Source organism: Sporosarcina sp. E16_8 (assembly GCF_017347095.1).
GTDB lineage: Bacteria > Bacillota > Bacilli > Bacillales_A > Planococcaceae > Sporosarcina.
In genome coordinates this window covers 261,077-287,046 of the sequence record NZ_JADPRZ010000001.1, presented here as the reverse complement: position 1 = coordinate 287,046, position 25,970 = coordinate 261,077, and the positions used below count along the sequence as shown (strand labels likewise).

Sequence of the window (25,970 nt, the reverse complement as noted above, 5' to 3'; positions counted from 1 at the left end):
GTATGCCATTTACACCAGAGCAGTTTGAAGAAATGAGCGGGAAACTAGTTTTAGTTAAGGAGGAAATCGGGAAATTCATCGTTGGCCAGCAGGAAGCGGTCGAGTTTTCTCTCTATTCGATTTTGGCAGATGGGCACGCACTGTTGGAGGGGCTGCCCGGTCTTGGAAAGACAATGCTAATTCGAACGATTTCAGAAGTGCTCGATTTGTCATTTTCACGAATTCAATTCACGCCTGATTTAATGCCGGCTGACATAACGGGGACAAGCATCTTGGAACGCAATGAAGAAGGGATGCAGCGCTTCGCTTTTAAAGAAGGTCCGATTTTTAGCCAGATGGTACTGGCGGATGAAATTAACCGAGCTACGCCGAAAACGCAAAGCGCCTTGCTTGAAGCGATGGGTGAGAAAACAGTAACGGTACTGGGAGAGACACGACAAATGGCACGTCCATTTTTCGTTCTTGCAACGCAGAACCCGATTGAGATGGAAGGAACTTATCCTTTGCCGGAAGCACAGATGGACCGTTTTCTTTGTAAAATAATTTTGCCGTATCCAGCGAAATCAGAACTGAAGGAGATTATTCTGCGTACAACGGGATCGCAACATATCGAAATTCAAAAAGTAATGGATGCAGAAGAAATTGTTATGGCGCAAGAAATGGTCAAAGAAGTCGTTATTGCGGATGAAATGATTAATTACGCGGTCGATCTTGTTTCAGCAACCCACAACAACAGCGGTTCTTCGGATGACTGGGCAAAATATGTCCAGTATGGAAGCGGTCCGCGGGGACTTCAGTCAATTATCAGACTCGCCAAAGCACGTGCGCTTTTGTCAGGTCGCTATCATGTATCCATTGCAGATATTAAGACAGTTGCTAAACCTGCGTTACGTCATCGCATTCTCATCAACTATGAGGGGGAAGCAGAGGGCGTTGACGTAGATGGTTTGATTGTTAAGTTGCTTGAAGAAGTCCGGCAAGGAGCATCGGTGCAATGAATGGTGAACTATTTCCTAACGGGTTAGCGAAGAGGCTTGGCGCATTATCGATTCTATCTCGGTCAGGCCGTCTTGGGCATCATAAAGGGACACATCGCTCAAGAAAGACCGGTTCTTCCCTTGATTTCTCTGATTTCCGGGAATACCATCCGGGTGATGATTTGCGCCATATCGACTGGAATGTCTATGCACGAACGGACAAGCCTTACATTAAGCAGTTTCTTGATGAACAAGAGATGCGCATCCATATTTTACTCGACCCAACGAAGTCCATGGGGGCAGATGGAAAATGGAATTATGCCCGTCAACTGGCAATTGCGCTTGGGCAGTTAGCACTTAAAAGTGGAGATACGCTGTCATTTTCCACGTGGACTGATGGACAGGATTACTTTTTTAGAAAGAAAGGGGCTGCGCATCGGGCTTCAGTGACGAAATTCATTTCGGGGATTGACGCTCCGGGGTCAACAGAAAAATTCACTGACCGAGCACTTGCGTCTATTCCAAAAGCAGTAACGGTGTTGTTCATCCTGACTGATGGACTTGAAGTGGTCGGAAAGTGGGAACATCTTTTCCGTCGTCTTCCTGGGATTTGCAGTGATGTACGTGTTGTAACGATTCATTCGAAAGCGGAAGAAGCACCTAATTACGAAGGAGATATCCGATTTGTAGACATCGAGAGCGGTGACGGAATTGAAGTAACCATGACGAGGCGTGCGGTCCAAGATTACCTGGAAAAGAAATCGGTACATGAAGCACAAATGATAGCGCTTGCCCGCAAATTCGGTATTCAACTTATTCGTGCAGAAGTTGCTGAAGGGGTCATGGAAACCGTAACAAAAAAAATGCGCCACGCAGGATGGGTGCGATAGATGGAGGCGGCTAAGTGGGATTTGATAAGTTAGTGAATGGTTGGACGGTGGTTTTTCCATTGGCCGTCCTACTCTATTACTTTTTCCGGAAACGCTACGAAACGACAACGATATCATCGACATTGTTCTGGGAACAATCGATGCGGGAAACACGAGTGTCTCCTTACTTGAAAAACTTGCAGCGGAATGCCTTGTTTTATCTGCAAATGGCGGCACTTCTACTTTTAGTATTTATTTTAGTAGGACCATATCTTACTAAAGAAGAGGCGGTCGGTGGTCATACTATTCTACTAGTGGACACGTCTGCGACTATGCTTGCTAGCAATGAAGGAACTTCACTATTTGCGCGCAATCAGGAAGCAATGAAGAAACTTGTCGCGGGTCTCCCGGGAGAACCAATTACAATTATGACGACTGGGAAAGAGCCAATTATCGTCATACGAGAGGAAACAGACGGTGAAGCAATCACGACCGCTATCGACAAATTAGCCGTTACATATGAGCATGAATATATGGAACGGGCGATTGAGTTCGCAAAGTCAATCACCGCAACAGGTGGTGCTGCTATCCATATTTATACGGATTCGCTAGATCGAGCCGTTTTTTCTGAAGGCGAAAGCGCCGTCGCGTGGACGATTCATGGTGAAGAAATACCTAAAGTCAATGTATCTATCGATAAATTCGGAGCGGTCAAGACGTCTGAAGGAACGGAAGCCATTATCAGGATTACCAATGATTCCGCTGATGCTCAAACTGGAACCGTACATATTAAGGATCTACTAACCGGTAACTCATTGATAGATGAAACTTTTTCGATTGAAGGTGGGGAAGAAGCACTTTTATCGTTCAAGGAATTACCCGAAAGTAAATCGTTGCGTGCCGAAATCGTTGTAGAGGATGATTATGAAGCTGATAATACGGCATTCGTCTTATTAGGTAATGAGACAGGGGAAGCTGTTGTCGACGGGCAATTGCATGAGTTGGTAAAGCGAGCATTTGAGGCTGCGGGATTAACCGTTACGACCGGTTCTACGACTGAAATGCTTGCAGCTCAGGACAGGTCCATTATCGTGACAAACGATGTATCATTCCTTAAAAAGGGAACTAAGCCGGTGATAATCATTGGAAGGAATGATAAATCCACTGAACCAGTTGCAGGCGCAGTAAGAAATACCTCAGATCCACTGTTTACGATTGCAGATATTAGTGACATATACGTAAGTGCTTTGTATCCGCCATTTAAATCGTATACGACAATCGCAACTGTGGGGGATAAACCGTTCATCCAAAAATCGAAGCGTGGCGACATTGTCGTACTTGCTGATATTGAACTCACCGATTGGCCACTACACCCATCCTACCCGTTATTTGTTTGGAGTTCCGCTGAATTGTTGCGTTCTGAAACCGATTCTTTAGGATTATTTGTGCCGAATGAACGCAAAGCGGTTCTTTCAGGTGGAACAGAGAATGGACTGGAAATCTATACGATAGATGATGAATATGTCACGACAATTGCGGATGGCTCGAGTTTCATCGCGCCAACACGTCCGGGTATTTACAAAGCGTTGGACGGAGGAATCGAAAAGATGTTTGCTGTTCAGCTTGAGCGTTCAGAAAAAGAGTTGGATCAGGGCTCATCCTATAAAATCGGGCACACGGAAAATGGGAAAGGGAATGAAGAGGGGAAAAATAGGATTGGTTGGTTATTCCTCGTGCCACTTTTGTTTCTTCTACTAATTGAATGGGAGGTGCAAAGAAGACGTGGATATCCGAATTGATCAGCCATTATGGCTTTTATTGTTCATTCCAATTGCGCTCTATATGGCGTATACATGGAAATCATCGGGCATGCGGCTTGTTGGAAAAGGGACCATTCTCTTTGTCCTGAGATGTACTGCGATTGCTGCTCTCATCTTTGCACTGGCAACTCCTTTTGTGACGCTGCGTGCAGACAAAGAACAAATTTTATTTGTCGTGGACCGCTCTGTATCTATTGAAAGTGCTGGGAATATGGCGGATAAATGGATTACAGAAAGTTTGAAAGGCCGTCAAGAGAATCAGTCAGTTGGACTGTATTCATTCGCAGAGGCGTTCCGAACAGATTTACAGCTGACGGATGCAGACGTAGCGCTTCCGGTAATTGGACAGATGGAACCAAAAGGTGCAACCGACATTGCGAAAGCGATTGATCTTGCAGCTGCAGTGGCTAAAAAGAATAGTGCGACTCGGATCGTGTTACTATCTGATGGTTTGGAAACGGAGGACAAGGTCGAAGAATTATTGCCTAAATATAATGAAGGTCGTGTTAGCATTGACACTGTATTGCTTGAACGACCAGGCAATGCAGACGCCTCAATTTCTATTTTTGATACGCCACTAACCGCTTATGAAGGCGAGAAGCAGCTGCTACAAGTTGAAGTGGAATCATCTACTCGAACTACTGGTGAACTGCTCATTTATCAAAATGATAAGGAAATTATCAAAGAACCGGTTACACTTGAGCCTGGTAAGAACACTTTTTCATTTCGGACATCGGCAACCGGGAGCGGGCTGCTAAAATACGAAGCCAAACTCCTTGTATCGGATGATAGCTTTTTAGAAAACAACCGAATGCTCTCCGTCACGATGATGGAGCGTTCCCCGCGTGTTCTCGTTGTTCAGACGAGCCGTAATCCATCAGTCATCCCAACACTTCTTGATAAAAACTCAATGACTGTAGATGTTGTCGATGCGGAACAATTACCGGAAACGCTGTCGGGTTATCTAGGCTACGGCGCAATTATTTTTGATAATGTGCCAGGGCATGTCGTTGGTGAAGATAAGATGACGGTCATTGAACAGGTCGTGAAAAACTTTGGTACAGGCTTCATGATGGTCGGAGGAGAAGAAAGTTTCGGGCTTGGCGGTTATTTCAAGTCTCCAATCGAACGGCTTCTTCCAGTTGAGATGGAAGTGAAAGGAAAAGAATCACTTCCTTCGCTCGGCCTAATGATTGTTATGGACAGGTCGGGAAGTATGTCCGGTTCAAAAATCATCTTGGCAAGAGAAGCGGCTGCCCGGTCGGTAGAGCTTCTCCGTGATGATGATACATTTGGATTCACTGCATTTGACGATCAAGTATGGGAAGTCATTCCAATCGGTAAGCTGGAAGATAAGAAGGATGCAGTCGAACAAATCCTCTCCGTTCCAGCGGGTGGGGGGACGGACATCTTTCCTGGCATGCAAAAAGCATATGATGATCTTGCAGATTTAAAGCTACAAAGGAAACATATCATTTTAATGACAGATGGCCAATCACCGATGCCTTCAGATTATGAAGAGGTGATTGAGGAAGGCCGAAAAAATAATATTACGATGTCGACGGTTGCTATCGGTTCAGATGCGGACTGGTCGCTATTAGAAGATCTTGCGGAAAATGGTGGTGGACGGTTTTACGATGTGGTCGATGAGTCGACAGTACCGGCAATACTGGCTAGAGAAACATCGATGATGACGCGGACATATATCGAGGATAATCCGTTTTATATGACGCTGGGTGGAATTCCTGAATGGACGTCTTTGTTTAGCGAAGGGGTTCCGCAAATGAATGCCTATATTGCGACGACTGCGAAGACTACAGCAACGATTGCGGGGCTTAGTCATAAAGATGACCCTGTCATTGCTGAATGGATGTATGGGCTTGGCAGGACAGTTGCATTCACATCTGATTCAACAGGGAAGTGGACGGGGGACTTAGCAAGATGGGGCGGCTACCCAGAGTTTTGGAATACCGCGGTGGCACGATTACTGCCGTCTTATGAGGAAGTCCCTTATATTATCACGCATGAAAGAGGCGGCACCTATACGGTGACAGACAGTTCTCGTAAGGCAGCATTCCTCGACATAGCCGTCGTGGATGAAGCGGGGAAAGAAGTGCCATTTACCTCAGAGCCACTTGCTCCCGGTAAAGTACGTGTAACTGTTGATGCTAAACCGGGTCTTGTATTTTTCGGAGTTTCGGATGATAAAGGCGGATTGTTCGAAGCTGGTCTTTCGGTGCCGTATAGCGATGAATATAAACCGGCAGCTCCGAACGCAGCACTGATGACTAAAATTGCTGAACGAACAGGTGGAAAAGTGTTGGAAGAACCGACAGAAGCATTCCGCGATCATCCTTTTACAAGTGGTGAAAAGATACGGATTTCAGAATGGCTAATTTTAGCCTCGATGATTTTGTTCTTTATCGATATTACATTGCGCCGTTTCGGTATGTTCAAAGGGCTTACGAAGAAACGTGTAGTACGCGAACAAGTAGTCAAGGAGACATCGACAGCAGGGGAGAGTATTTCTGAATTATTGAAGGCGAAGAAGAAGAGATGATTAGAAAGATATCATCTTTATAAGTGGAACGAGAGATTCCACACTTGTGGTGGCTGTATTTGTAAAGGTTTTTACGAGTGGCGGTCATAACAAGCTTCATGGCGGTCATAACTACATCGGTGGCGAGCATAACAAGCTCCATGCCGGTCATAACGACACGGACGGTCACTGTTACATCCGAAAAAGCCCCATCACACTGGAATCTATCTGGTGTGATGGGGCTTTATTAAAAATGTTTATAGACCAGTAAGTAAAGCTCCGTTTCGTTTTGCCCAATAAGATGCAATGACAAAACTGATGAGTAGGATGACTGTGCCGATAATATATGGATAGATGATATTGATATCGAATAATATACCTGCAAGTGCAGGTCCAATCATATTTCCGAGGCTCATGTATGCAGTCATCATGCCCGCTGCAAAACCTTGTTCTTCACCAGCGAGTTTCGAAACGAGTGTATTAACTGCAGGGCGCAGGAGTGATGTGGCAGTGAAGAAAATCGTTGCTACGAATAGAATCATAAAGAAAGAATTGACAAATACGATACCAAGCATTGCAAAAGCTGCAATAATAAGATTTACCTGAATGACGCGCATTTCTCCAAATCGATTGAACAGTTTATTGATGACGAATGTCTGAGCAATCACTCCAACAAATCCTCCAACTGTAATGATGATGGCGATTTGAGCAGGTGTATAGCCGTATTTATGATCTACGTAAAGTGAGATTGTAGATTGAAAGTTAGCCAAACCGAATGAAAAGACAAACATAACAATTAGCATAACAAAGTAAGGAGTTTTCGCAGAGCGTTTCATCTGCTTGAAAAGATTTTCCCTCTTTGTCTCACTTCCAGGTTTGTCTGCGCTACGCGGCGTTGGGTTCGGTAATGCGAAAATGGAGATAACCGCCGCCGTTAGGGCAGCTGCTGTTGCAATATAAAAAGGGAATTGTAAGCTAACCTTTGAAAGGAATCCGCCGATTGCAGGTCCAATCATAAATCCTAGCGACATGGAAGCGCCTAGTAGACCCATTCCTCTTCCTCTGTTTTCGTAAGTTGTAATATCGGCAACGAATGCCATCATAGGCGGTACGATAAATGCAGAGCCAAGACCAGAAAAGAATCGTGAGGCATACAGCATCCATAATTCGGTGGAGAGTCCGAATGCAAGTTGTGATAGACCAAAAATGATTAATCCTATAATAATCAACTTTTTGCGACCATGTTTATCGGATAAATCGCCGGCGATTGGTGAAAAGATAAATTGAGAAAATGAGAACATTGCAATCAGAAAGCCGAGAGCCTGGCCAGCAACGCCAAATGTGCCCAGATATTCAGGCATAATTGGAATGATAAGACCGATGCCTGACATGGCAATGAACATATTGAACATTAAAACGTATAAGGCAAAATTAGTAGATTTGACTGCCATAAGTATCCCAACTTTCCAAACTGTTTCGTGTCACTAAAGTATAGTACCACAATCTGTATGTGGTTACCTTGTTTGCGACTTGTGTACAAAAAAAAAAGACGACTTCCGCATGTGCGAAAGTCGTCTTTATATTCGGCACTATTTATTTATAATTAACTAGGTGGTAAACCTCACTAGTATAACGAACAAATCTAGCGAAGGAGCGACACTAATGAAAGGCAGCCCAATATCGCCGCGTCCTGCGGCAAAGGCTGCACACCCGCATCCTGCAGGCGCCGGAGCAATAAGACCTAGGAGGGATGTAGTTCAATCCCTCCCTAGTGATTTTCTGACGGGCTTATTGCGTAAGGCCATCACCAAGCGACAAAGCGGTGTTGGAAGAGCAGTCTATTTGTTAAGTGCTGATTATATAGATCACATTCTTACTTCATATCCATTTTAAATTCCAGGAACAATTCATTATAATGGCCCAGCATCTCAAGCCCGAGATTTCTATATACTTCAAGGTGATTGCGCGTTTCTTCATCGGGATAGAAACGTTCATCTTCAGTCACTTCAGGATCCATCAGGTCGAGAGCTGCTAAATTCGGTGTGGAATAGCCGACGTAATCGGCATTTTGTGCCGCAACTTCAGCATCGAGCATGAAGTTGATAAAAGCATGAGCACCTTCGATATTTTTTGAAGTGCGTGGAATAACCATATTATCAAACCACAAATTTGAACCTTCTTCAGGAACGATATAATTGATATCCTCGTTTTCATACATCATATCTGCAGCTTGACCAGACCATGTAAGTGAAATGGCAGCCTCTCCGTTAATCATCAGTTGCGTCACTTCATCCCCAATGACGGCTTTGATATTAGGGCTAAGTGTTTTCAACTTATCTGTCGCTTCACGCAATTCGTCCATATCGGTGGAGTTCAATGAATAGCCTAATGAGTTTAGCCCCATTCCGATTGTTTCGCGTGCGCTATCGACTAGAATAACTTGTTGCGTAAGAGTCGGGTTCCATAAATCATCCCATTCTTCAAATGTCTGTCCCTCTAAAAGTGAAGAATTGTATGCAATCCCGACTGTCCCCCAAAAGTAAGGCAGTGAATATTTATTGCCAGGATCAAATGGTAAATCGAGAAAATAAGGATCGATATTTTTGACGTTTGGAATCTTACTGTAGTCGAGTGGTAGCAGTAAATCTTTTTCCTTCATCATTTCAATCATATATTCTGAAGGCATAGAAATGTCGTATGATGTGCCACCTTGTTCAATTTTACCCATCATTCCTTCATTTGAATCGAACGTTTCATACGTGACTTTGATGCCTGTTTCTTGCTCGAACTGTTTGAGTAAATCAGTGTCAATGTATTCACCCCAGTTATATATGGTGATCGAGTTCTTGTTGGCACTTCCTCCGCCTTCATTTAACTTGCTATTTATGAGCAGTAAAATAGCGGAAATAATAATAATCACTATGGCACCACGTAAAATACCTTTCATTTCTTCACCCCCGAAAGCGGTGCTTTGGTTTTACGGCTAATGGTGTAATAGCCAAGAACAAGTATAACTGTTACTAGGAAAATAAGTCCCGACAATGCGTTGATTGTCAACGTAATACCAGCGCGTGCCATTGAATAAATTTCAACAGAAAGCGTGGAGAACCCATTTCCAGTGACGAAGAATGTTACGGCAAAATCATCTAGAGAATACGTCAATGCGAGGAAGAACCCTGCAAGTATTCCCGGCTTAATAAATGGAATTATAACGCGTGTCAAGACGTCGCGTTTTGAAGCCCCAAGATCGAGTGCTGCATCGATTAGCGTTGGACTCATTTCCTGTAGCTTAGGCAGAACCATAATGACAACAATCGGAATACTGAAGGCAATATGCGAAATAAGTACGGAAGCAAATCCAAGCTTGACGCCAATCATTGTAAATAAAATTAGGAAAGATGCTCCAATGATAACGTCCGGGCTAACAATCAAAATGTTGTTGAGTGACAACACGGCATTACGCATCGCTTTATTGCGCATGAAAACAATAGACAATGCACCGAGCACACCGATTGCGGTAGAGATGAGTGCAGACAATAGCGCGACGACAATTGTGTTGATTAAAATAACAATCAGCCGTGTATCTTCAAAAACTGCTGCGTAGTGCTCAAGCGTAAATGACTCGAAATTGGACATATTGCCACCTGAATTGAACGAGTAAAAAATCAAGTAGAAAATCGGAGCATATAAAATAATGAACACGACTACCAAGTAGATTTTTGGAAGCTTACTTAGTTTTTCCATTGATTGTCGTCCCCCTATCGTTACTGCTCGTAATCAACATGATGATAAACATAAATAAAATTAGGAATACGGCGATGGTTGAACCCATTCCCCAGTTTTGCGTGACAAGAAATTGTTGTTCAATCGCGGTTCCAAGTGTAATGACTTTGTTACCTGCAATCAGTCGAGTGATCATGAACAGCGACAGGGCAGGGATGAAAACAACTTGTATGCCAGATTTAACACCGTTTAACGTTAAAGGCCATATGACACGTCTGAATGTCGTCCATGAATTAGCACCGAGATCATGTGACGCGTCGATAAGCGCTGGATTTAGTTTATCAAGTGAATTGAAAATCGGTAAGATCATAAACGGGATGAAAATATAAACGGATACGAAAACGAAACTGAAATCGGTGAATAGAATTTGCTGGCTGCCGATACCAACCGTTTCTAACAATGCATTTATTGGACCATAAAGTCCGAAAAGGCCAATGAACGCGTATGTTTTTAGGAGAAGATTTATCCAAGATGGAATAATAATGAGCAAAAGCCATAGTTGCTTATGCTTCGTTTTTGTCAGAAAATAAGCGGTTGGATAGGCAAACAGCAACGTGAATAACGTAATAAGAAACGCATACCAAAATGAACTGATAGTTAGTTTCAAATAGACAGAAGAGAAAAAGTTTATATAGTTGTCCAAGGTGAAATGGCCCGCTAAGTCAAAAAATGAATAGTAAACGATAAGTGCAATCGGCGCTATGACAAAAAGCAGAATCCATGCTGTATACGGTATTGTGTACAGCGGGCGTAGCGGTTTATTGTTCATTATCCGATACCCCATATGCCTCAAGTCTAGCGTCGAATTCCTCTTCAGATTCGTTTAAGCGCATGACATGAATGTCTTCCGGATCGAAATCGAGTCCGACTGTTACACCGACTTCTGCTTTTTTAGTTGAATGCACAAGCCATTCATTGCCATCGGCATCGTATGTGGATAGCTCGTAGTGAACACCGCGGAATAATTGGGTATCAACTGTCACGTTTAGTTTACCTTTATCGACAGTTGTGAGTTCCAAATCTTCTGGACGGATGACGATATCAACTTTTTCATTTGGATTTAGCCCTTCGTCTACACATTCAAATGTCTTCCCGGTAAATTGAACGACAAAATCTTCAATCATTATGCCTGGAACGATGTTAGACTCGCCAATGAAATCAGCGACAAAACGGTTGATAGGTTCATCATAAATATCGAGTGGAGTTCCTGATTGTTGGATTTCACCTGCATCCAAGACAAAAATTTCATCGGACATTGCAAGTGCCTCTTCCTGATCATGTGTAACGAATACGAACGTTTTACCTAAACGTTGCTGTAATTCTCGAAGTTCGTATTGCATTTCAGAACGCAGTTTCAAATCGAGTGCTGATAGCGGCTCATCCAGTAAAATAACTTCTGGATCATTGATGATTGCACGTGCAATGGCGACGCGTTGACGTTGCCCACCTGACATTTCTGCGATTTCCCGATTTTCATAGCCTTCCAAATTGACGAATTTCAGTGCTTCAATAACACGACGTTTGACTTCGTCTTGTTTCACTTTCTTAATACGCAATCCGAATGCAATATTTTCAAAAACATTCAAATGCGGAAACAGCGCATAATCTTGAAAAACCGTGTTTACTTGTCGTTCATTGGCAGGTACGTTGTTGATTTTTTTACCATTGAAGAAAATAGTCCCGTCTGTGGGTTCGATAAAACCTGCGATGAGACGAAGGATTGTCGTTTTCCCACAACCTGATGGGCCTAGTAATGTGTAAAATTTCCCACGTTCCATTTCAAAGGAAACACTGTTCAATACAGTTGTATCATGATTATATTTCTTTGTAACATTTTCGAATCGAATAATTGGCTGAGTCGTCATGTTGACACTCCTTTTCTTTATAAGTAAGATTCCGTCGCGACGAGCAGTATTTCGCTCGTTCCGTTGAATGCATTTGATAAACAGTGATGCTCGGATGCGTCATAGTAGACTGCATCACCTTTTGAAGCGATGTGCTGAGTCTTGCCAATTACAACAGCGACTTTTCCTTTCAAGACGTATATAAATGTTTCTGCAAGAGATGGCTCGAACTTTTTGAATTCGCCCTGTGCGTGAAATGTGATGTGGACAGGTTCCATTTCATTCTCATTTGATCTGGGCACTAACCATCGGATGCTATATTTCATCTCATCATCCGTATGGATTGTCTGATTATCAGTCGAGTAGACGACTTGTACATTTTTCTTGGGTTCGTCAAAGAAGTCTTTAGGTGTTGTTCCTAACACTTCTAATAATGCGAAAAGCGTTTCAATCGAAGGGGAGTTCAAATTACGTTCCAACTGTGAAATATGCCCTTTCGTTAAATCAGTCCGTTCTCCAAGTTCTTCCTGAGTGAGCCCTTTTTTTAAGCGAAGGCTTTTAATCCTACTTCCAATCTCCACGGACATCCCCCTAACGTAATGGAGTTTAGTAATACTATACTTGAAGTTTACTGAAAACCCTTCTAATTATACAAAATATTAAGCGGAAATCAAGCGTTATTTTAATTTCATTCAGCAGAAGTCTCCCACTTCTATAAATGGCGTGGTTGATAAAAAATAAAAACCGGATTAACCTCTTATTAAAAAAAGAGGAACCGGTCATTTTCACATACGAGACTTTGATTTCTTTCGGCGCAGTTTACTCATCATCATCTTGCCAAATGTAGTAACAACTAAATATGCAGAAAGACCGATACCACTCAGTGCAGTGACAAGTGATATCCACTCAAAAAACGTGTAGGAGGAAAACTCCCGCCAGCCTGAAGGGGATTCCCAGTCTTCAATAACGAGGTTCATGCCATAAATTCCAGAAATGACGGTGAAAATAGTGAGAATGAAAAGAAGCATATTCATCTTGTCGGAAGCATGATTTTCTTGGCTTTTGTACAGTTCGTGCAAAGTTGTATTCACTTCTTTGTAAAGGCAATCGATATTGAATGCTTGTCGGAACATATGCGAGAGTTCTTTGCCTTCTGAACGTGTACTCACTTCCTGTGAATAATAGCCGGCTGAAAATAGCGTGATGAACTTAATCAGTGATTTTACATATTCCTCATCTTTTCCCCATTCGATTTGACTATATTCGAAAGACACTCGCAGTAACATAATCTTATAAAAGTAGTGGAGAATAAAATTATAATAATGAGTACCCGTGTATTGTGAAAGTTCCCTGGACATATCGTTAGGCAAGCAGTTTGTTACTGTTACAAATGCATGTTCAGTTATAACTGTATACCTGTTGGGAGCCCATCTATCGTGAAGTGATTGATTCAGAGAACGTTGGATATAGTCAGGATTATTAGCGGATATGAATAGATGACCATTTGGTAATCTACCGTCCAAAGCACCCATTCGATACAATTGATCATCTGTAATAAGAGAATCTTGCTGGCTGAAAAGGAAAGCAGTAACATACATCCTCTTATCTTCAAAATAAGGTAGAGAGCCAGAATAGCTATTCGACTTATCATCGTGCAAGATGAATTTTTCCAAAAAGGGACAGAGACATTCAAACAGTAGATGTCGAACAGATAAAATACTTCCATTGTCAGGACAGACTATTACCATACCTTGTTCCTCTGCTAATTGAGGTTCTACTGCCCTGAAATGATGCATGAAATCAAGAACATCTGCAAGTTCAGTTCTGGGACAATCTAATTCAACTTTGACAGTTAAAAAAGCAATGTCGAAAGGGCCGAGTATTAGATTGACACTCTGGATAACGAAAGGTATATTCGTATCTCTAAGTTTGTATTCAAAGCGTTTCATGATAGACTTTGTAAACCTGTGAAATCCATTTTCATGTAACGAAGCAGGAAAAAGTTTGTCTTCGATATAGGGGAGAAAATACTGTTTGAGTTCTTTTTCATTAACAGGGATTTCATCTACGTTGACGCTACTTTCAATTAAAGGCTTGTCTATCTGAAAAAAAGAATAGTCATTTGCCTTGAGTGTTAGCGCAAGGTCATCCATTCTCGTACTGTCATATCTTAAAGGAAGAGTAAAAGACATATGCGTTTGTTGAATGTCAAGTTTAGTAATTGGAATAGTTTTCTGCATTTTCGTTCATCCTTCATCAATTGAAATTTTGGCGTTTTATGGTACAATATAGCGAATAAAGGGGGGCTTTGATTGGGAAAAAAGAAAGTTTTTTATTTGGATCCTGATGACCGTAAATGGACAATGGAAGACCTCGGACTTAGTTGGGAATCAATTGGTGATCTGAGGAGAGATAAAAAAGAAATCGAAGGCATCTTTCTTATGAAAAATGGAAAGATCCGTAATTTAGTAGAACTGCCCAATCACTGCAGAATCTGCCTTGATCCATTAGATTATAATGACGAACACGATTCCATATTTTGCCCATCGTGCGATGAATGGCGTGAGAGCTCTTGTAGTGATCCAACCTGTGAATATTGCCTAGCGCGACCAGCGAAACCTTCTAATTGTAAATAACACTTATAACCCTTTTCCCTTAATTGGGAGAAGGGTAAACATAATGACTGTATATACGTCATGGAATTGCCACATATTAAACAGAGCGCTGTTTGGACAAGGCGCTCTGTTTGAAATGAGGCCAATTTTTTGTTAGTCTTGATAAGGATTGTGCAGGGGATGTCCTGGCACAAAAGAATTAGTGGAGGGGTTATTTAATGATTAACCGTATGGTAGGTAAGCAAGCACCAGATTTCACATTGGATGCGGTACTAGCAGATAAATCTTTTGGTAAAGTAAGCCTTCAAGAAAATATGAAAAACGATAAATGGACAGTATTATTCTTTTATCCAATGGACTTTACATTTGTATGTCCAACGGAAATTACAGCAATGTCTGATCGTTATGATGAGTTCGAAGATTTGGATACAGAAATTATCGGTCTATCTACGGATACAATCCATACGCACCTTGCATGGATCAACACAGACCGTAAAAATAACGGCCTAGAGCAGTTGAAATACCCACTGGCAGCTGATACAAACCACCAAGTTTCACGCGACTATGGTGTGTTGATTGAAGAAGAAGGTATCGCACTACGCGGTCTATTCATCATCAACCCTGAAGGTGAACTTCAGTACCAAACAGTATTCCACAACAATATTGGCCGTGATGTAGACGAAACATTGCGCGTGCTTCAAGCTCTTCAAACTGGCGGACTATGCCCGGCTAACTGGAGACCTGGTCAGAAGACACTATAAGTAACAGTTGAAATTATATCAAATGAAGTCCCCGTGCATATATTAGCAGTGGGGATTTTTTTGAAAAATGAAGGAGGAAAAAGCATGAAACTACGTGAACAATTACCGGAACTTGTAGGTGCAACAGCATGGTTGAATGGAGAAAGAACAAGAGAGGAATTGGTTGGTGAAAAACCAACGCTGATCCATTTTTGGTCTGTCAGCTGTCACTTATGTAAGGAAGCAATGCCTGAAGTCAATGAATTTAGAGACAAATATAAAGATGATTTAAACGTCATCGCAGTCCATATGCCACGTTCCGAAGACGATTTAGATCTACTTCAAATCACATCAGTAGCGGCTGAACACGACATTACGCAACCGATATTTGTCGATAGTGAAGCGATACTCACAGATAAATTCGATAACCAATACGTTCCGGCTTATTATGTATTTGATAAAGACGGACAGTTACGTCATTTCCAAGCGGGCGGCGGAGGCATGAAAATGCTTGAAAAGCGTGTTAACCGCGTGCTAGATGAAATGAAAAAAGAGTAGGAAATCAGCCCGATTACGCATTTGCGACATCGGGTATTTTTAATTTCCTAGGAAATTATGAAATCTGGCACTGTGGATAAGTTGTAACGTAGTGATTTTCGTCTAGACTCAAGACGCCAGCCACTCGAGTCGCTTCAGAATTGACGACAAGGGCAAAGTGCGCCATTACCATCCATTTCCCAGCGGGGAGGGATTGCTCTGTCTCCCTCCTACTTGTCCGGGCTAAAACGGCGTCTTGAGCTTTTGCTTACGTCTAGACTACAGCGCCTAGCTCCTGGGCCACACGATGTAGGTCATACAGTGGGGATGGATTGAATTTCATTCCTCCTTATTGCTTAGGAAGTCGCGAACCTAAGCTGACTTTCTCTGTCGGGGCTGTACAGGCGCTTGCGTTTTGTTCTGTGACCTAAGTAATCGGCGAATATTTGAGCGTGCTAATTCAGTATGATACACTAATCGAATCCAGTACTTGGATAGGGGAGGGTGCTCTATGAAAAAGGAATTTGCGGTGATTGGGTTGGGTCGTTTTGGGGGGAGTATCGTAAGAGAGTTAATTGAACTCGATGCTGATGTCATGGCAATCGATATTTCATCAGATAGAGTGGATGAATATGCTCACATTGCCACACAGGCGGTAGCGGCAGATACGACTGATGAGTCTGTTCTCAGATCACTTGGTATCCGAAATTTCGAGCATGTAGTCGTTGCGATCGGCGAAAACATCCAGGCAAGTATTTTGACGACACTTATGTTGAAAGAAATCGGCGTAAAAAAAATCACAGTGAAAGCTCAAAATGATTCCCATGAGAAAGTATTGCGTAAAATCGGAGCTGACCAGGTAGTACACCCCGAACGTGATATGGGAATCAGAATTGCGAACAATATGGTATCGAATAATATACTCGATTATCTAGAATTGTCAGATGAGTATTCTATTGCGGAAATAAAGGCGAATGATAAACTCGTTGGTTCTACATTAATTGATTTGGACATCAGGGCCAAATATGGTGTCAATATTGTTGCCATCAAAAGGGGTAAGCATATTCTTGTATCCCCTCAAGCGATTGAAAAAATCCGACTTGAAGATATCTTGATTGTCATTGGATCGGATGAGGAAATTCATAAGTTTGAAAAGAAAGCTTTACATTAATAAAAATATCCCGTCACGCTGTATTGAGCGCGACGGGATATTTTTTTTGCCCTTATTACACTTCCATAATAACAGGAAGCACCATTGGCTTACGTTTCGTCTTATCATATAAATAAGGTCCGAGAACATCAATGATTTCACTTTTTAGAGCATCGAAATCTGCGGGCGAGCTTGCAAGCTTGCGCTGCATCTGTTTGGATAGCATCTGTTGTGCTTCGTGAATCATTGCACCAGATTCACGCATATAAACGAATCCACGGGAAATGATATCTGGTCCCGATACGACACGATTGCGCTTTAGATCCACTGTTGCCACAACAATTACAAGACCATCTTCAGACAGAATTCTGCGATCACGCAGAACAACGCTGCCGATATCCCCGATTCCGCTTCCGTCAATATAGACATCCCCGGAAGGAATGCGGCCTGCAAGATGCGCTTCATCTTGTGTAAGAGCGAGTACATCACCATTCCCCATGATGAATGTGTTCTCTCGAGGAACATCACATGAGACGGCAAGATCTGTATGGATTTTCAACATTCTATACTCACCGTGAATCGGCATGAAGAATTTAGGCTTGATTAATCTGATCATCAATTTCTGTTCTTCCTGCGAACCATGACCGGAAGTATGGATATTATTTAAAGAACCATGAAGCACATCAGCACCTGCACGGAATAGAGCATTAATGGCTTTATTAATGCTAAGTGTATTGCCTGGAATTGGTGAAGACGAGAAAATCACCGTATCGCCAGGATGGATTTGAACTTGTCTATGCGTACCGTTTGCAATACGTGAAAGTGCAGCCATCGGTTCCCCTTGACTACCTGTGCAAAGAATTAATACTTTGTTGGCTGGTAGCTTATTCAATGATTGTGTATCGACAAATAATTCTTTCGGTGCATCGATGTAACCCAGTTCACGCCCGATTGTAATGGCATTATCCATGCTACGACCGAACACCGCAATTTTACGACCCAATACCTGGGCAGACTCAATCACTTGTTGCAGTCTATGAATATTTGATGCGAATGTTGCAAATATAATACGGCCTTCGACTTTTCTGAAAATCTCATTCAAGCTGTCGCCGACTTTTCGTTCAGACATTGTGAAGTTAGGAATTTCAGCATTTGTACTATCCGATAACAGACAAAGTACTCCTTCGCTACCGATTTTCGCCATCTTCGTTAAGTTTGCTGGTTCCCCAACTGGTGTGAAATCGAATTTGAAGTCACCTGTGTGAACAATATTACCGGAAGGTGTTTTAACTACAACACCGAATGCATCTGGAATACTGTGTGTGGTCCGGAAAAATGATACCGCTGTCTTACGGAACTTGAATACGTCATCTTCCCCAAATGGAATCAACTTCGTAGTCCGTAACAGACCATGCTCTTCCAGTTTATTACGCAAAAGTCCAAGTGCGAGTTTTCCGCCGTATACTGGAACATTAATTTTGCGAAGTAGATAAGGAATACCGCCAATATGATCTTCATGACCGTGTGTAATAAATAGGCCTTTAATCTTGTCCACATTTCGTTCAAGATACGTGTAATCCGGAATGACGTAGTCGATACCGAGTAATGCGTCATCGGGGAATTTAATACCCGCATCAATTAAAATAATTTCATCTTGGAATTGTACACCATATGTGTTTTTGCCGATTTCACCTAGTCCGCCTAAAGCGAAAACGGCTGTTTCATTGTTTTTAATAGATTTCATGTTTAAACCTCTTCAAGCTCGAAATAGGGTGCAGCCTGTTCGTATTCAAGATGAACACCTTCAAGAAGTTGGATATATTCAATGTTAAAAGCACGGTCTTTCAACTTCGCACGGACTGCCCTTTCCGAATCCGCTTCGATGTACATGCTTTTTGTATTTTCACGGACTGGAATTTGAAGCAAGTTATCTTGATAATAAATTTTATAAATCATCGTTTGCTCTCCTTTTTACGTTCGTTTGAACTGATTCTCTTTATATTAGCATGACACTTGTTTAAAATAAAGAAAAGCCCACCAATTTGATGGCGGACTTAACATAATTAAGCGATAGTTTTTTTTCCGAGTATGCCATTTAGCCGTTTCAACCATTTTCGTTTTAGGCGTTTGTACATGGCGACATCACTCCTCGAAATCATTATACTAAAGTCAGAACATTTTGTCAAGAAGGAATTTCGGTATAGCAGAAAGGTCCAAGCAATCACGACACAATGAATAGTCTCTAGGAGCATGTAGGACACAAAGATTCCGTTCAACTCGCTTCGGCGCTTTGTGGATGCCTCCCACGATAAGCCCGTCAGAAAACGACTGCCGGTCTTATCGCTTCGGCTACCACTAGAAAGGCGCCTTCGCTCAAATTCCTTGAATAAAGAAATCTCTAGTAACGTGGAAAAAATGCATTGTACCCGTTACTGACACCATTTGTGCCCTTCAAATTGTGACAGCAGCTAGGTTTAAATATGTACCCCGGTGCCGAGGAACTGGTACTAGCTTCAATCGCGCACAAGGGGAGTAGCACCGGGGATATCCCTAAAAGGTACTTCTTTATCAATATGGTCATAGAACATGACGCCATTCAAGTGATCAAGTTCGTGTTGAAAAGCAATAGCGGCAAGTCCTTTCAATCTTTTTTTGAATTCATTCCCATCGGCATCGTATGCTTTAATTGTAATCCGTGCATAGCGAGGTACATATCCTTCTACGTCGCGATCCACAGACAGGCAGCCTTCACCTGAAGGGAGATAGGTTTTTTCGATAGAGTGACTGACGATTTTTGGGTTAACAGCAATAAAACTAATTGCTTGCTGAACGTCGTCTGTAATATGCAGCGCAAATATTCTTTTTGATTTGTCCAATTGTGGTGCGGCCAGGCCGATTCCGGGGCGGAGGTCGAATTTTTCACTAAGTTCCGGATCTTGGCTATTGATAACATATCCCATCAAATCTTCGCAGAGTTCTCGGTCAACTTGGGATAATGGGAAACTTAATTCTTCGGCTCGTGCGCGGAGAGCGGGGTGCCCGTCCCTGACAATATGTTCCATTAAAATCATCGTGCAATCTTCCTTTCGACTTTACTCTACTCAATAGTATAAACGAATGTGAATAGGGGTGAAAGAAATTGATCGCGAAGTTGAATAGTGAAATGTAAAACGTTATAGTGTAGAGGGAAATTGGAGGTTAGCAATCTTGAAGAAAATTAGTATGGGATTCCTATTATCAGTAACTCTGGTGCTCTCTGGATGTAATTCTGACTCGTCGATTGAAAATCAACTGTCAGTTACTTTAACAAAAATGAATAATGCTGAACACGTGTATCAGGATGCGCTAGCTGAATTGACGGAGCTTGAAAAATCGGAACAGGAAATATTTAATCAGACTATGGAATTGACGCAAAAACAGTTTGATGAACTGGAAATAAAGGTAACTGAACTTGAAGAATTGCTGGTAAAACGACTTACTCTTATAGAAGGAGAAGTAAAGTCTGTAAGAAAAGCAAGTAAATTCGTAGACGAGCTCGATGCAATCATAGAACAAGTCGATGGTAATGTTGGAAAAGATATAGAAGAACTAAAAAAAGCGGTTACTAAACGCTATGAGCTCCATTCAGCTTTCGTTGTTGAATATAAAAAACTTACCAGCCTGCAAAAGGAGTTATACGGAATACTGATTGCTGAAGGCGTTGAACTGGAGGGATTGAAGGATAAAGTCGGAGAAGTGAATGAGCAGAATGAGGTAGTCCAATTTGCGGTTATCTCTTTTAATGATGCAACGGTTAAAGTGAATGTGTTGAAGGACGACACTATTTCCGGTTTACAGCAAGAAAAATAAGCAGTAGCTAGGCAGGAGAGTAAATTCACTGCCTTTTTTTATACTTATAAAGTATTGGAAAATGGTACTCTATTATAATACAGGCGACTTATTGTGCTAATACAGATTGGTGTTAACTATTAATTCTACTAGCTATTAACTGCAGTGAGACCTGCGATTACTATGTTTGACCATTCAGTTCTGATTAGATATACTATGAAGGGAATGGATTGTACCAATCAATACACTAATGGTTCATAATACAGTTATAAAGGAGAGTTGCCGAAATGGCTGCAAAAAAAGACAAGCAGTTCGATCCGGTGGAAATACTTCACGCGATTGAAGAAAAGTTTGAAATGTTCCAGATTTTGAACGAAGAAGGCGAAATCGTCAATAAGGATGCAGATCCGAATTTATCTAATGAAGAACTTATCGAATTAATGACACGCATGGTATATACACGTATTTTGGATCAACGTTCAATTTCATTGAACCGTCAAGGGCGTCTAGGATTCTACGCACCGACAGCAGGACAGGAAGCTTCACAACTAGCTTCTCAGTTCGCATTAGAAAAAGAGGATTTCATCCTCCCTGGTTATCGTGACGTACCACAAATGTTATTCCACGGATTACCATTAGCTACGGCATTTTTATGGTCACGCGGCCACTTCCAAGGGGGCGCTATTCCTGAAGGTGTCAATGTATTCCCACCACAAATTATTATTGGTGCACAATATATTCAAGCAGCAGGTATTGCACTTGGCTTCCAAAAACGCGGAACGAAAGCAGTTGCTCTGACATACACAGGTGACGGCGGAACATCGCAGGGTGACTTCTATGAAGGGATTAACTTTGCAGGAGCATATCGTTCTCCAGCGATTTTCATCATTCAGAATAACCAATTTGCGATTTCGACTCCACGTGAAATGCAAACAGCTGCAAAAACGCTTGCACAAAAAGGTATTGCAGCAGGAATACCAAGTATTCTTGTTGACGGTATGGACCCACTTGCGGTGTATGCGGTTACACGCGATGCACGCGAGCGCGCGATCAATGGCGATGGACCAACACTGATTGAGGCACTTTGCTACCGCTACGGACCACACACGATGGCAGGAGACGATCCTACGCGTTACCGGACTTCAGAAACAGACAGCGAGTGGGAAAAACGTGATCCTCTAATCCGTTTCCGTACATACCTCGAAGCAAAAGGTATCTGGAATGAAGAAGCAGAAAACGCAGTAATTGAACGTGCTAAAGAAGAAATTAAAGAAGCAATCAAAATAGCAGATGCAGCTCCTAAACAAAAAGTGAGCGATTTTATCAACATCATGTACAAAGGCGAGCTACCATACAACTTGCAAGAACAGCTTGCCATTTACACAGAGAAGGAGTCGAAGTAACCGATGGCACAAATGACGATGATTCAAGCAATAACTGATGCTCTACGTACGGAGCTGAAAAATGATGAAAACGTCCTCGTCTTCGGTGAAGACGTTGGAAATAACGGTGGAGTCTTCCGTGCAACTGAAGGTCTACAAAAAGAATTTGGGGAAGTGCGTGTATTCGATACACCGCTTGCAGAATCCGGTATTGGTGGACTAGCAATCGGATTGGCATTTACTGGCTTCCGTCCAGTTATGGAAATCCAGTTCTTTGGTTTCCTTTATGAAGTAATTGACTCAGTTAGTGGTCAACTTGCACGCATGAGTTTCCGTAGCGCAGGTCGATTCAATGCGCCGGTTACAATTCGCTCACCATTCGGTGGTGGCGTAGCAACACCTGAGATGCACGCTGACAGCCTTGAAGGTCTTGTAGCTTCACAGCCGGGTTTGAAAGTTGTTATTCCTTCAACTCCTTATGATGCAAAAGGGCTTTTAATATCTGCAATCCGCGATGATAATCCGGTCATCTTCCTTGAACATATGAAGCTGTACCGTTCATTTAGACAAGAAGTTCCTGAAGAAGAGTACACGATTCCACTTGGAAAAGCAGATGTGAAACGTGAAGGGAAAGATCTTTCAATTATCACATATGGCGCAATGGTTCATGAAAGTTTGAAAGCGGCTGAAGAGCTTGAAAAAGAAGGCTACTCAGTTGAAGTTATCGACTTGCGTACAATTCAGCCGATGGATATCGAAACAATCATTGCATCTGTTGAGAAAACAAACCGTGCAATCGTTGTACAAGAAGCACAGAAACAAGCAGGAATCGCTGCAAATATCGTAGCTGAAATTACAGAGCGTGCAATTCTAAGCCTTGAAGCACCTGTTCTTCGCGTAACTGCACCGGATACAATCTATCCATTTGCACAAGGTGAAAACGCTTGGCTTCCGAATGCGAAAGTTATTATGGAAACAGCTAAAAAAGTATTGACGTTCTAAATAAAGACTGAACTAAGAAAGGGTGAATCGCGTGGCATTTGAATTCCGTTTACCAGATATCGGAGAAGGAATCCATGAAGGTGAAGTCGTAAAATGGTTCGTCGCTAAAGGCGATAAAATCAATGAAGATGACATACTTCTTGAAATCCAGAACGATAAAGCAGTTGTGGAAATTCCATCACCGGTTACGGGTACTGTAGAAGAAATACTCGTTTCCGAAGGAACAGTTTCAGTCGTAGGGGATGTATTAATTCGCTTCGACGCACCTGGTTATGAAAATGTGAGATCTGAAGAGGATGACAACGCTGAAACTGAAGCACAAGTTCAAGCAACAGCTGAAGCAGGTCAACCGATTGGAAAAGAAGAGGCGCCTAAGGACGAACCGGTGGCAACAGTAGCTGCTGCATCTGGAAGTGTGCAAGCACAAACAGACGTCGATCCGAATCGTCGAATTATTGCAATGCCTTCCGTGCGTAAATTTGCGCGTGAGCAGGGTGTCGAAATCCAGCAAGTTGCAGGATCAGGCAAAAACGGCCGCGTCTTGAAAGAAGATATCGAGTCATTCAAGAATGGTGGACAAACACAAGCGGTAGCTCCCGAAGCGGTGGAACAAGATGGTCAAGCTGAGAGCGTTGCACAAGAAACTTCTGCTCCGGCTCCAGTTCATCTTGAAGGCGACTTCCCGGAAACACGCGAAAAAATGTCCGGAATCCGAAAAGCAATTGCGAAAGCGATGGTCAATTCAAAGCATACTGCTCCGCATGTTACGTTGCTTGACGAAGTGGATGTTACAGAACTTGTTGCACATCGCAAAAAGTTCAAAGACATTGCTGCAGAAAAAGATATCAAACTTACGTATTTGCCATATGTTGTAAAAGCACTCGTTTCGACATTGCGTGAATTCCCAGCGTTTAACAGCTCACTCGATGATGCTACGCAAGAAATTGTTCAGAAGCATTATTACAATATTGGTATCGCTGCAGACACTGACCGTGGACTTCTTGTCCCTGTTATCAAGCATGCGGACCGCAAATCGATTTTCGCTATTTCAGATGAAATCAACAGCCTTGCAGTAAAAGCACGCGATGGTAAATTATCACCTGCTGAAATGAAAGGTGCATCTTGTTCAATCACGAATATTGGGTCTGCAGGAGGACAATGGTTTACACCAATCATTAATCATCCAGAGGTTGCAATTCTAGGAATTGGTCGCATTGCAGAAAAACCAGTTGTTAAAAATGGTGAAATTGTAGCTGCACCTATGTTAGCATTGTCATTGGTATTCGATCACCGGATGATCGATGGCGCGACAGCACAACATGCGTTGAATCACCTTAAGAGATTGCTCGCAAATCCGGAACTTTTATTAATGGAGGCGTAAAACAATGGTAGTAGGAGACTTTCCAATCGAAGTAGATACACTTGTTGTAGGTTCTGGACCAGGAGGATATGTCGCAGCAATTCGTGCGGCACAATTGGGCCAAAAAGTAATCGTTGTTGAAAAAGGAGATATTGGTGGCGTGTGCTTGAACGTAGGATGTATTCCTTCCAAAGCACTAATTGCTGTTGGACATCGTTTTGCCAATGCTAAAAATTCTGATTCAATGGGGATTACAGCAACAGAAGTGAAACTAGATTTCACTAAAGCACAAGCGTTCAAAGATAGCGTAGTCAACAAGTTGACTGGTGGAGTTGCAGGACTTCTTAAAGGCAACAAGGTTGATTATGTTCAAGGTGAAGCTTATTTCGTCGATAGCAACACAGTACGTGTGATGGACGAAACTTCTGCACAAACATATAAATTCAAAAATGCAATCATAGCAACGGGTTCACGTCCGATTGAAATCCCGACGTTCAAATTTACAAAACGCGTTATTAATTCTACAGGCGCTTTGGCTCTTACAGAATTACCGGGTAAACTTGTTGTTATTGGTGGCGGTTATATCGGTACTGAGCTAGGATCTTCATATGCGAATCTTGGATCAGAAGTAACGATTATTGAAGGCGGCAATGATATCCTTGCAGGCTTTGAAAAACAAATGACACAAATCGTTAAAAAAGGCTTGAAGAAAAAAGGCGTTGAAGTAGTCGTTAAAGCGTCTGCAAAAGGCGTTGTAGAGACAGCTACTGGCGTTACGGTCACATACGAAGTAGGCGGAGAAGAGAAGAAAGTCGAAGCTGATTACGTACTTGTTACTGTAGGTCGTCGTCCGAATACGGATGAAATCGGATTAGAAGAGATCGGCATCAAGTTCCTTGAACGCGGTCTTATTGAAGTAGACAAACAATGCCGTACAAGCATTCCAAATATCTATGCAATCGGTGATATCGTTCCAGGACTTCAGCTTGCTCATAAAGCTTCTTATGAAGCTAAAATTGCAGCAGAAGCAATTTCAGGCGAGAAGTCTGAAGTTGATTACTTGGCGATTCCTGCTGTTTGTTTCACTGATCCTGAACTTGCAGCTGTTGGCTTGAGCGAGCAACAAGCAAAAGACGAAGGTTATGAAACGGTAGTAGGGAAATTCCCATTTGCAGCTAATGGACGTGCGCTTGCGCTTGATGCTCCAGAAGGTTTCGTCAAACTTGTATCCCGTAAAGAAGACGGACTTCTGCTTGGAGGGCAAATCGTGGGTGAAAGTGCATCAGATATGATCTCTGAACTTGCTCTTGCTATTGAAGCGGGAATGACACTTGAAGATATCGCAATGACAATTCATGCTCACCCGACATTGAGTGAAATCTCAATGGAAGCGGCGGAAGTTGCTTTGGGTAAACCAATTCATATGATTTCGAAATAAGTATCTAGAGTACGAGATTAAAACCGTCGATGAGGCAGCAAGATATCCTCATCGACGGTTTTTTAGTTTAAATCGGGCTATGAAAC

At 42.3% G+C, this 25,970-nt stretch carries 23 protein-coding genes; 13 read left to right on the top strand and 10 right to left on the bottom strand.

The annotated features are described in order from the left end of the window. Positions 1 to 2: 2 nt before the first annotated feature. Genes I2484_RS01370 through I2484_RS01355 form a run of 4 tightly spaced genes read left to right on the top strand, consistent with a single transcriptional unit; the run spans position 3 to position 6,226 of the window. Complete coding sequence (locus I2484_RS01370; protein ID WP_207149218.1) at positions 3 to 998, top strand: AAA family ATPase; 996 nt, start codon at positions 3 to 5, stop codon at positions 996 to 998. Beyond that, positions 995 to 1,867 carry a DUF58 domain-containing protein gene (locus I2484_RS01365; RefSeq protein WP_207149217.1) on the top strand — a complete coding sequence of 291 codons (873 nt, stop codon included), beginning with the start codon at positions 995 to 997 and terminating at the stop codon, positions 1,865 to 1,867. Before I2484_RS01370 ends, I2484_RS01365 begins: the two co-directional genes overlap by 4 nt. Before the next feature lie 14 nt (positions 1,868 to 1,881). Continuing rightward, the gene (locus tag I2484_RS01360; protein ID WP_207149216.1) at positions 1,882 to 3,645 is read left to right on the top strand and encodes a VWA domain-containing protein; all 1,764 of its coding nucleotides are present in this window, start codon (positions 1,882 to 1,884) and stop codon (positions 3,643 to 3,645) included. Further along, positions 3,629 to 6,226, top strand: a complete 2,598-nt coding sequence (locus I2484_RS01355) for a VWA domain-containing protein (protein ID WP_207149215.1) — start codon at positions 3,629 to 3,631, stop codon at positions 6,224 to 6,226. Before I2484_RS01360 ends, I2484_RS01355 begins: the two co-directional genes overlap by 17 nt. Positions 6,227 to 6,462: 236 nt before the next feature. Here the strand turns inward: I2484_RS01355 and I2484_RS01350 are convergent, their stop codons facing one another. From I2484_RS01350 to I2484_RS01320, 7 genes are all read right to left on the bottom strand, one after another. Further along, positions 6,463 to 7,656, bottom strand: coding sequence for an MFS transporter (locus I2484_RS01350; RefSeq protein WP_207149214.1), 1,194 nt, complete (start codon positions 7,654 to 7,656; stop codon positions 6,463 to 6,465). 422 nt (positions 7,657 to 8,078) lie between these two features. Then, complete coding sequence (locus I2484_RS01345) at positions 8,079 to 9,152, bottom strand: ABC transporter substrate-binding protein (protein WP_207149213.1); 1,074 nt, start codon at positions 9,150 to 9,152, stop codon at positions 8,079 to 8,081. Then, positions 9,149 to 9,949 carry an ABC transporter permease gene (locus tag I2484_RS01340; protein ID WP_207149212.1) on the bottom strand — a complete coding sequence of 267 codons (801 nt, stop codon included), beginning with the start codon at positions 9,947 to 9,949 and terminating at the stop codon, positions 9,149 to 9,151. Before I2484_RS01340 ends, I2484_RS01345 begins: the two co-directional genes overlap by 4 nt. Next, the gene (locus I2484_RS01335; protein ID WP_207149211.1) at positions 9,933 to 10,757 is read right to left on the bottom strand and encodes an ABC transporter permease; all 825 of its coding nucleotides are present in this window, start codon (positions 10,755 to 10,757) and stop codon (positions 9,933 to 9,935) included. Before I2484_RS01335 ends, I2484_RS01340 begins: the two co-directional genes overlap by 17 nt. Continuing rightward, positions 10,747 to 11,853 (bottom strand): ABC transporter ATP-binding protein, encoded by a 1,107-nt coding sequence (locus I2484_RS01330; protein WP_207149210.1) that lies wholly within the window; start codon positions 11,851 to 11,853, stop codon positions 10,747 to 10,749. The genes I2484_RS01335 and I2484_RS01330 overlap by 11 nt, the downstream gene beginning before the upstream one ends. A gap of 17 nt (positions 11,854 to 11,870) precedes the next feature. After that, positions 11,871 to 12,413 carry a helix-turn-helix domain-containing protein gene (locus tag I2484_RS01325; protein WP_207149209.1) on the bottom strand — a complete coding sequence of 181 codons (543 nt, stop codon included), beginning with the start codon at positions 12,411 to 12,413 and terminating at the stop codon, positions 11,871 to 11,873. Between the two features lie 204 nt (positions 12,414 to 12,617). Further along, positions 12,618 to 14,072, bottom strand: coding sequence for a hypothetical protein (locus I2484_RS01320; protein ID WP_207149208.1), 1,455 nt, complete (start codon positions 14,070 to 14,072; stop codon positions 12,618 to 12,620). A gap of 72 nt (positions 14,073 to 14,144) precedes the next feature. Between I2484_RS01320 and I2484_RS01315 the strand changes: the two genes are divergently transcribed. From I2484_RS01315 to I2484_RS01300, 4 genes are all read left to right on the top strand, one after another. Continuing rightward, the gene (locus I2484_RS01315) at positions 14,145 to 14,468 is read left to right on the top strand and encodes a hypothetical protein (RefSeq protein ID WP_207149207.1); all 324 of its coding nucleotides are present in this window, start codon (positions 14,145 to 14,147) and stop codon (positions 14,466 to 14,468) included. Between the two features lie 197 nt (positions 14,469 to 14,665). Next, positions 14,666 to 15,208, top strand: coding sequence for a peroxiredoxin (locus I2484_RS01310; protein WP_207149206.1), 543 nt, complete (start codon positions 14,666 to 14,668; stop codon positions 15,206 to 15,208). A gap of 84 nt (positions 15,209 to 15,292) precedes the next feature. Beyond that, the gene (locus tag I2484_RS01305; RefSeq protein WP_207149205.1) at positions 15,293 to 15,745 is read left to right on the top strand and encodes a TlpA disulfide reductase family protein; all 453 of its coding nucleotides are present in this window, start codon (positions 15,293 to 15,295) and stop codon (positions 15,743 to 15,745) included. A 490-nt stretch (positions 15,746 to 16,235) separates the two neighbouring features. Further along, the gene (locus I2484_RS01300) at positions 16,236 to 16,895 is read left to right on the top strand and encodes a potassium channel family protein (protein WP_207149204.1); all 660 of its coding nucleotides are present in this window, start codon (positions 16,236 to 16,238) and stop codon (positions 16,893 to 16,895) included. Positions 16,896 to 16,950: 55 nt separating this feature from the next. On the opposite strand, the gene rnjA is transcribed toward I2484_RS01300, so the two are convergent. The 3 genes from rnjA to def all read right to left on the bottom strand — a co-directional run bounded on the left by rnjA (position 16,951) and on the right by def (position 19,945). Further along, positions 16,951 to 18,618 carry a ribonuclease J1 gene (gene rnjA, locus I2484_RS01295; protein WP_207149203.1) on the bottom strand — a complete coding sequence of 556 codons (1,668 nt, stop codon included), beginning with the start codon at positions 18,616 to 18,618 and terminating at the stop codon, positions 16,951 to 16,953. Positions 18,619 to 18,620: 2 nt separating this feature from the next. Next, on the bottom strand, positions 18,621 to 18,830 hold the full coding sequence (locus I2484_RS01290) for a DNA-dependent RNA polymerase subunit epsilon (RefSeq protein ID WP_207149202.1): 210 nt from the start codon (positions 18,828 to 18,830) through the stop codon (positions 18,621 to 18,623). A gap of 557 nt (positions 18,831 to 19,387) precedes the next feature. After that, a complete protein-coding gene (gene def / locus I2484_RS01285) occupies positions 19,388 to 19,945 on the bottom strand; it encodes a peptide deformylase (protein ID WP_207149201.1) in 558 nt (185 codons plus the stop codon). 136 nt (positions 19,946 to 20,081) lie between these two features. On the opposite strand from def, the gene I2484_RS01280 reads away from it, so the two are divergent. The 5 genes from I2484_RS01280 to lpdA all read left to right on the top strand — a co-directional run bounded on the left by I2484_RS01280 (position 20,082) and on the right by lpdA (position 25,884). Then, positions 20,082 to 20,723 carry a YkyA family protein gene (locus I2484_RS01280; RefSeq protein WP_207149200.1) on the top strand — a complete coding sequence of 214 codons (642 nt, stop codon included), beginning with the start codon at positions 20,082 to 20,084 and terminating at the stop codon, positions 20,721 to 20,723. A 266-nt stretch (positions 20,724 to 20,989) separates the two neighbouring features. After that, positions 20,990 to 22,105, top strand: a complete 1,116-nt coding sequence (gene pdhA, locus I2484_RS01275; RefSeq protein ID WP_207149199.1) for a pyruvate dehydrogenase (acetyl-transferring) E1 component subunit alpha — start codon at positions 20,990 to 20,992, stop codon at positions 22,103 to 22,105. A 3-nt stretch (positions 22,106 to 22,108) separates the two neighbouring features. Further along, a complete protein-coding gene (locus tag I2484_RS01270) occupies positions 22,109 to 23,086 on the top strand; it encodes an alpha-ketoacid dehydrogenase subunit beta (protein WP_207149198.1) in 978 nt (325 codons plus the stop codon). 31 nt (positions 23,087 to 23,117) lie between these two features. Then, positions 23,118 to 24,467, top strand: a complete 1,350-nt coding sequence (locus I2484_RS01265) for a 2-oxo acid dehydrogenase subunit E2 (protein ID WP_207149197.1) — start codon at positions 23,118 to 23,120, stop codon at positions 24,465 to 24,467. A gap of 4 nt (positions 24,468 to 24,471) precedes the next feature. Next, the gene (lpdA, locus tag I2484_RS01260) at positions 24,472 to 25,884 is read left to right on the top strand and encodes a dihydrolipoyl dehydrogenase (protein WP_207149196.1); all 1,413 of its coding nucleotides are present in this window, start codon (positions 24,472 to 24,474) and stop codon (positions 25,882 to 25,884) included. Positions 25,885 to 25,970 lie beyond the last annotated feature (86 nt).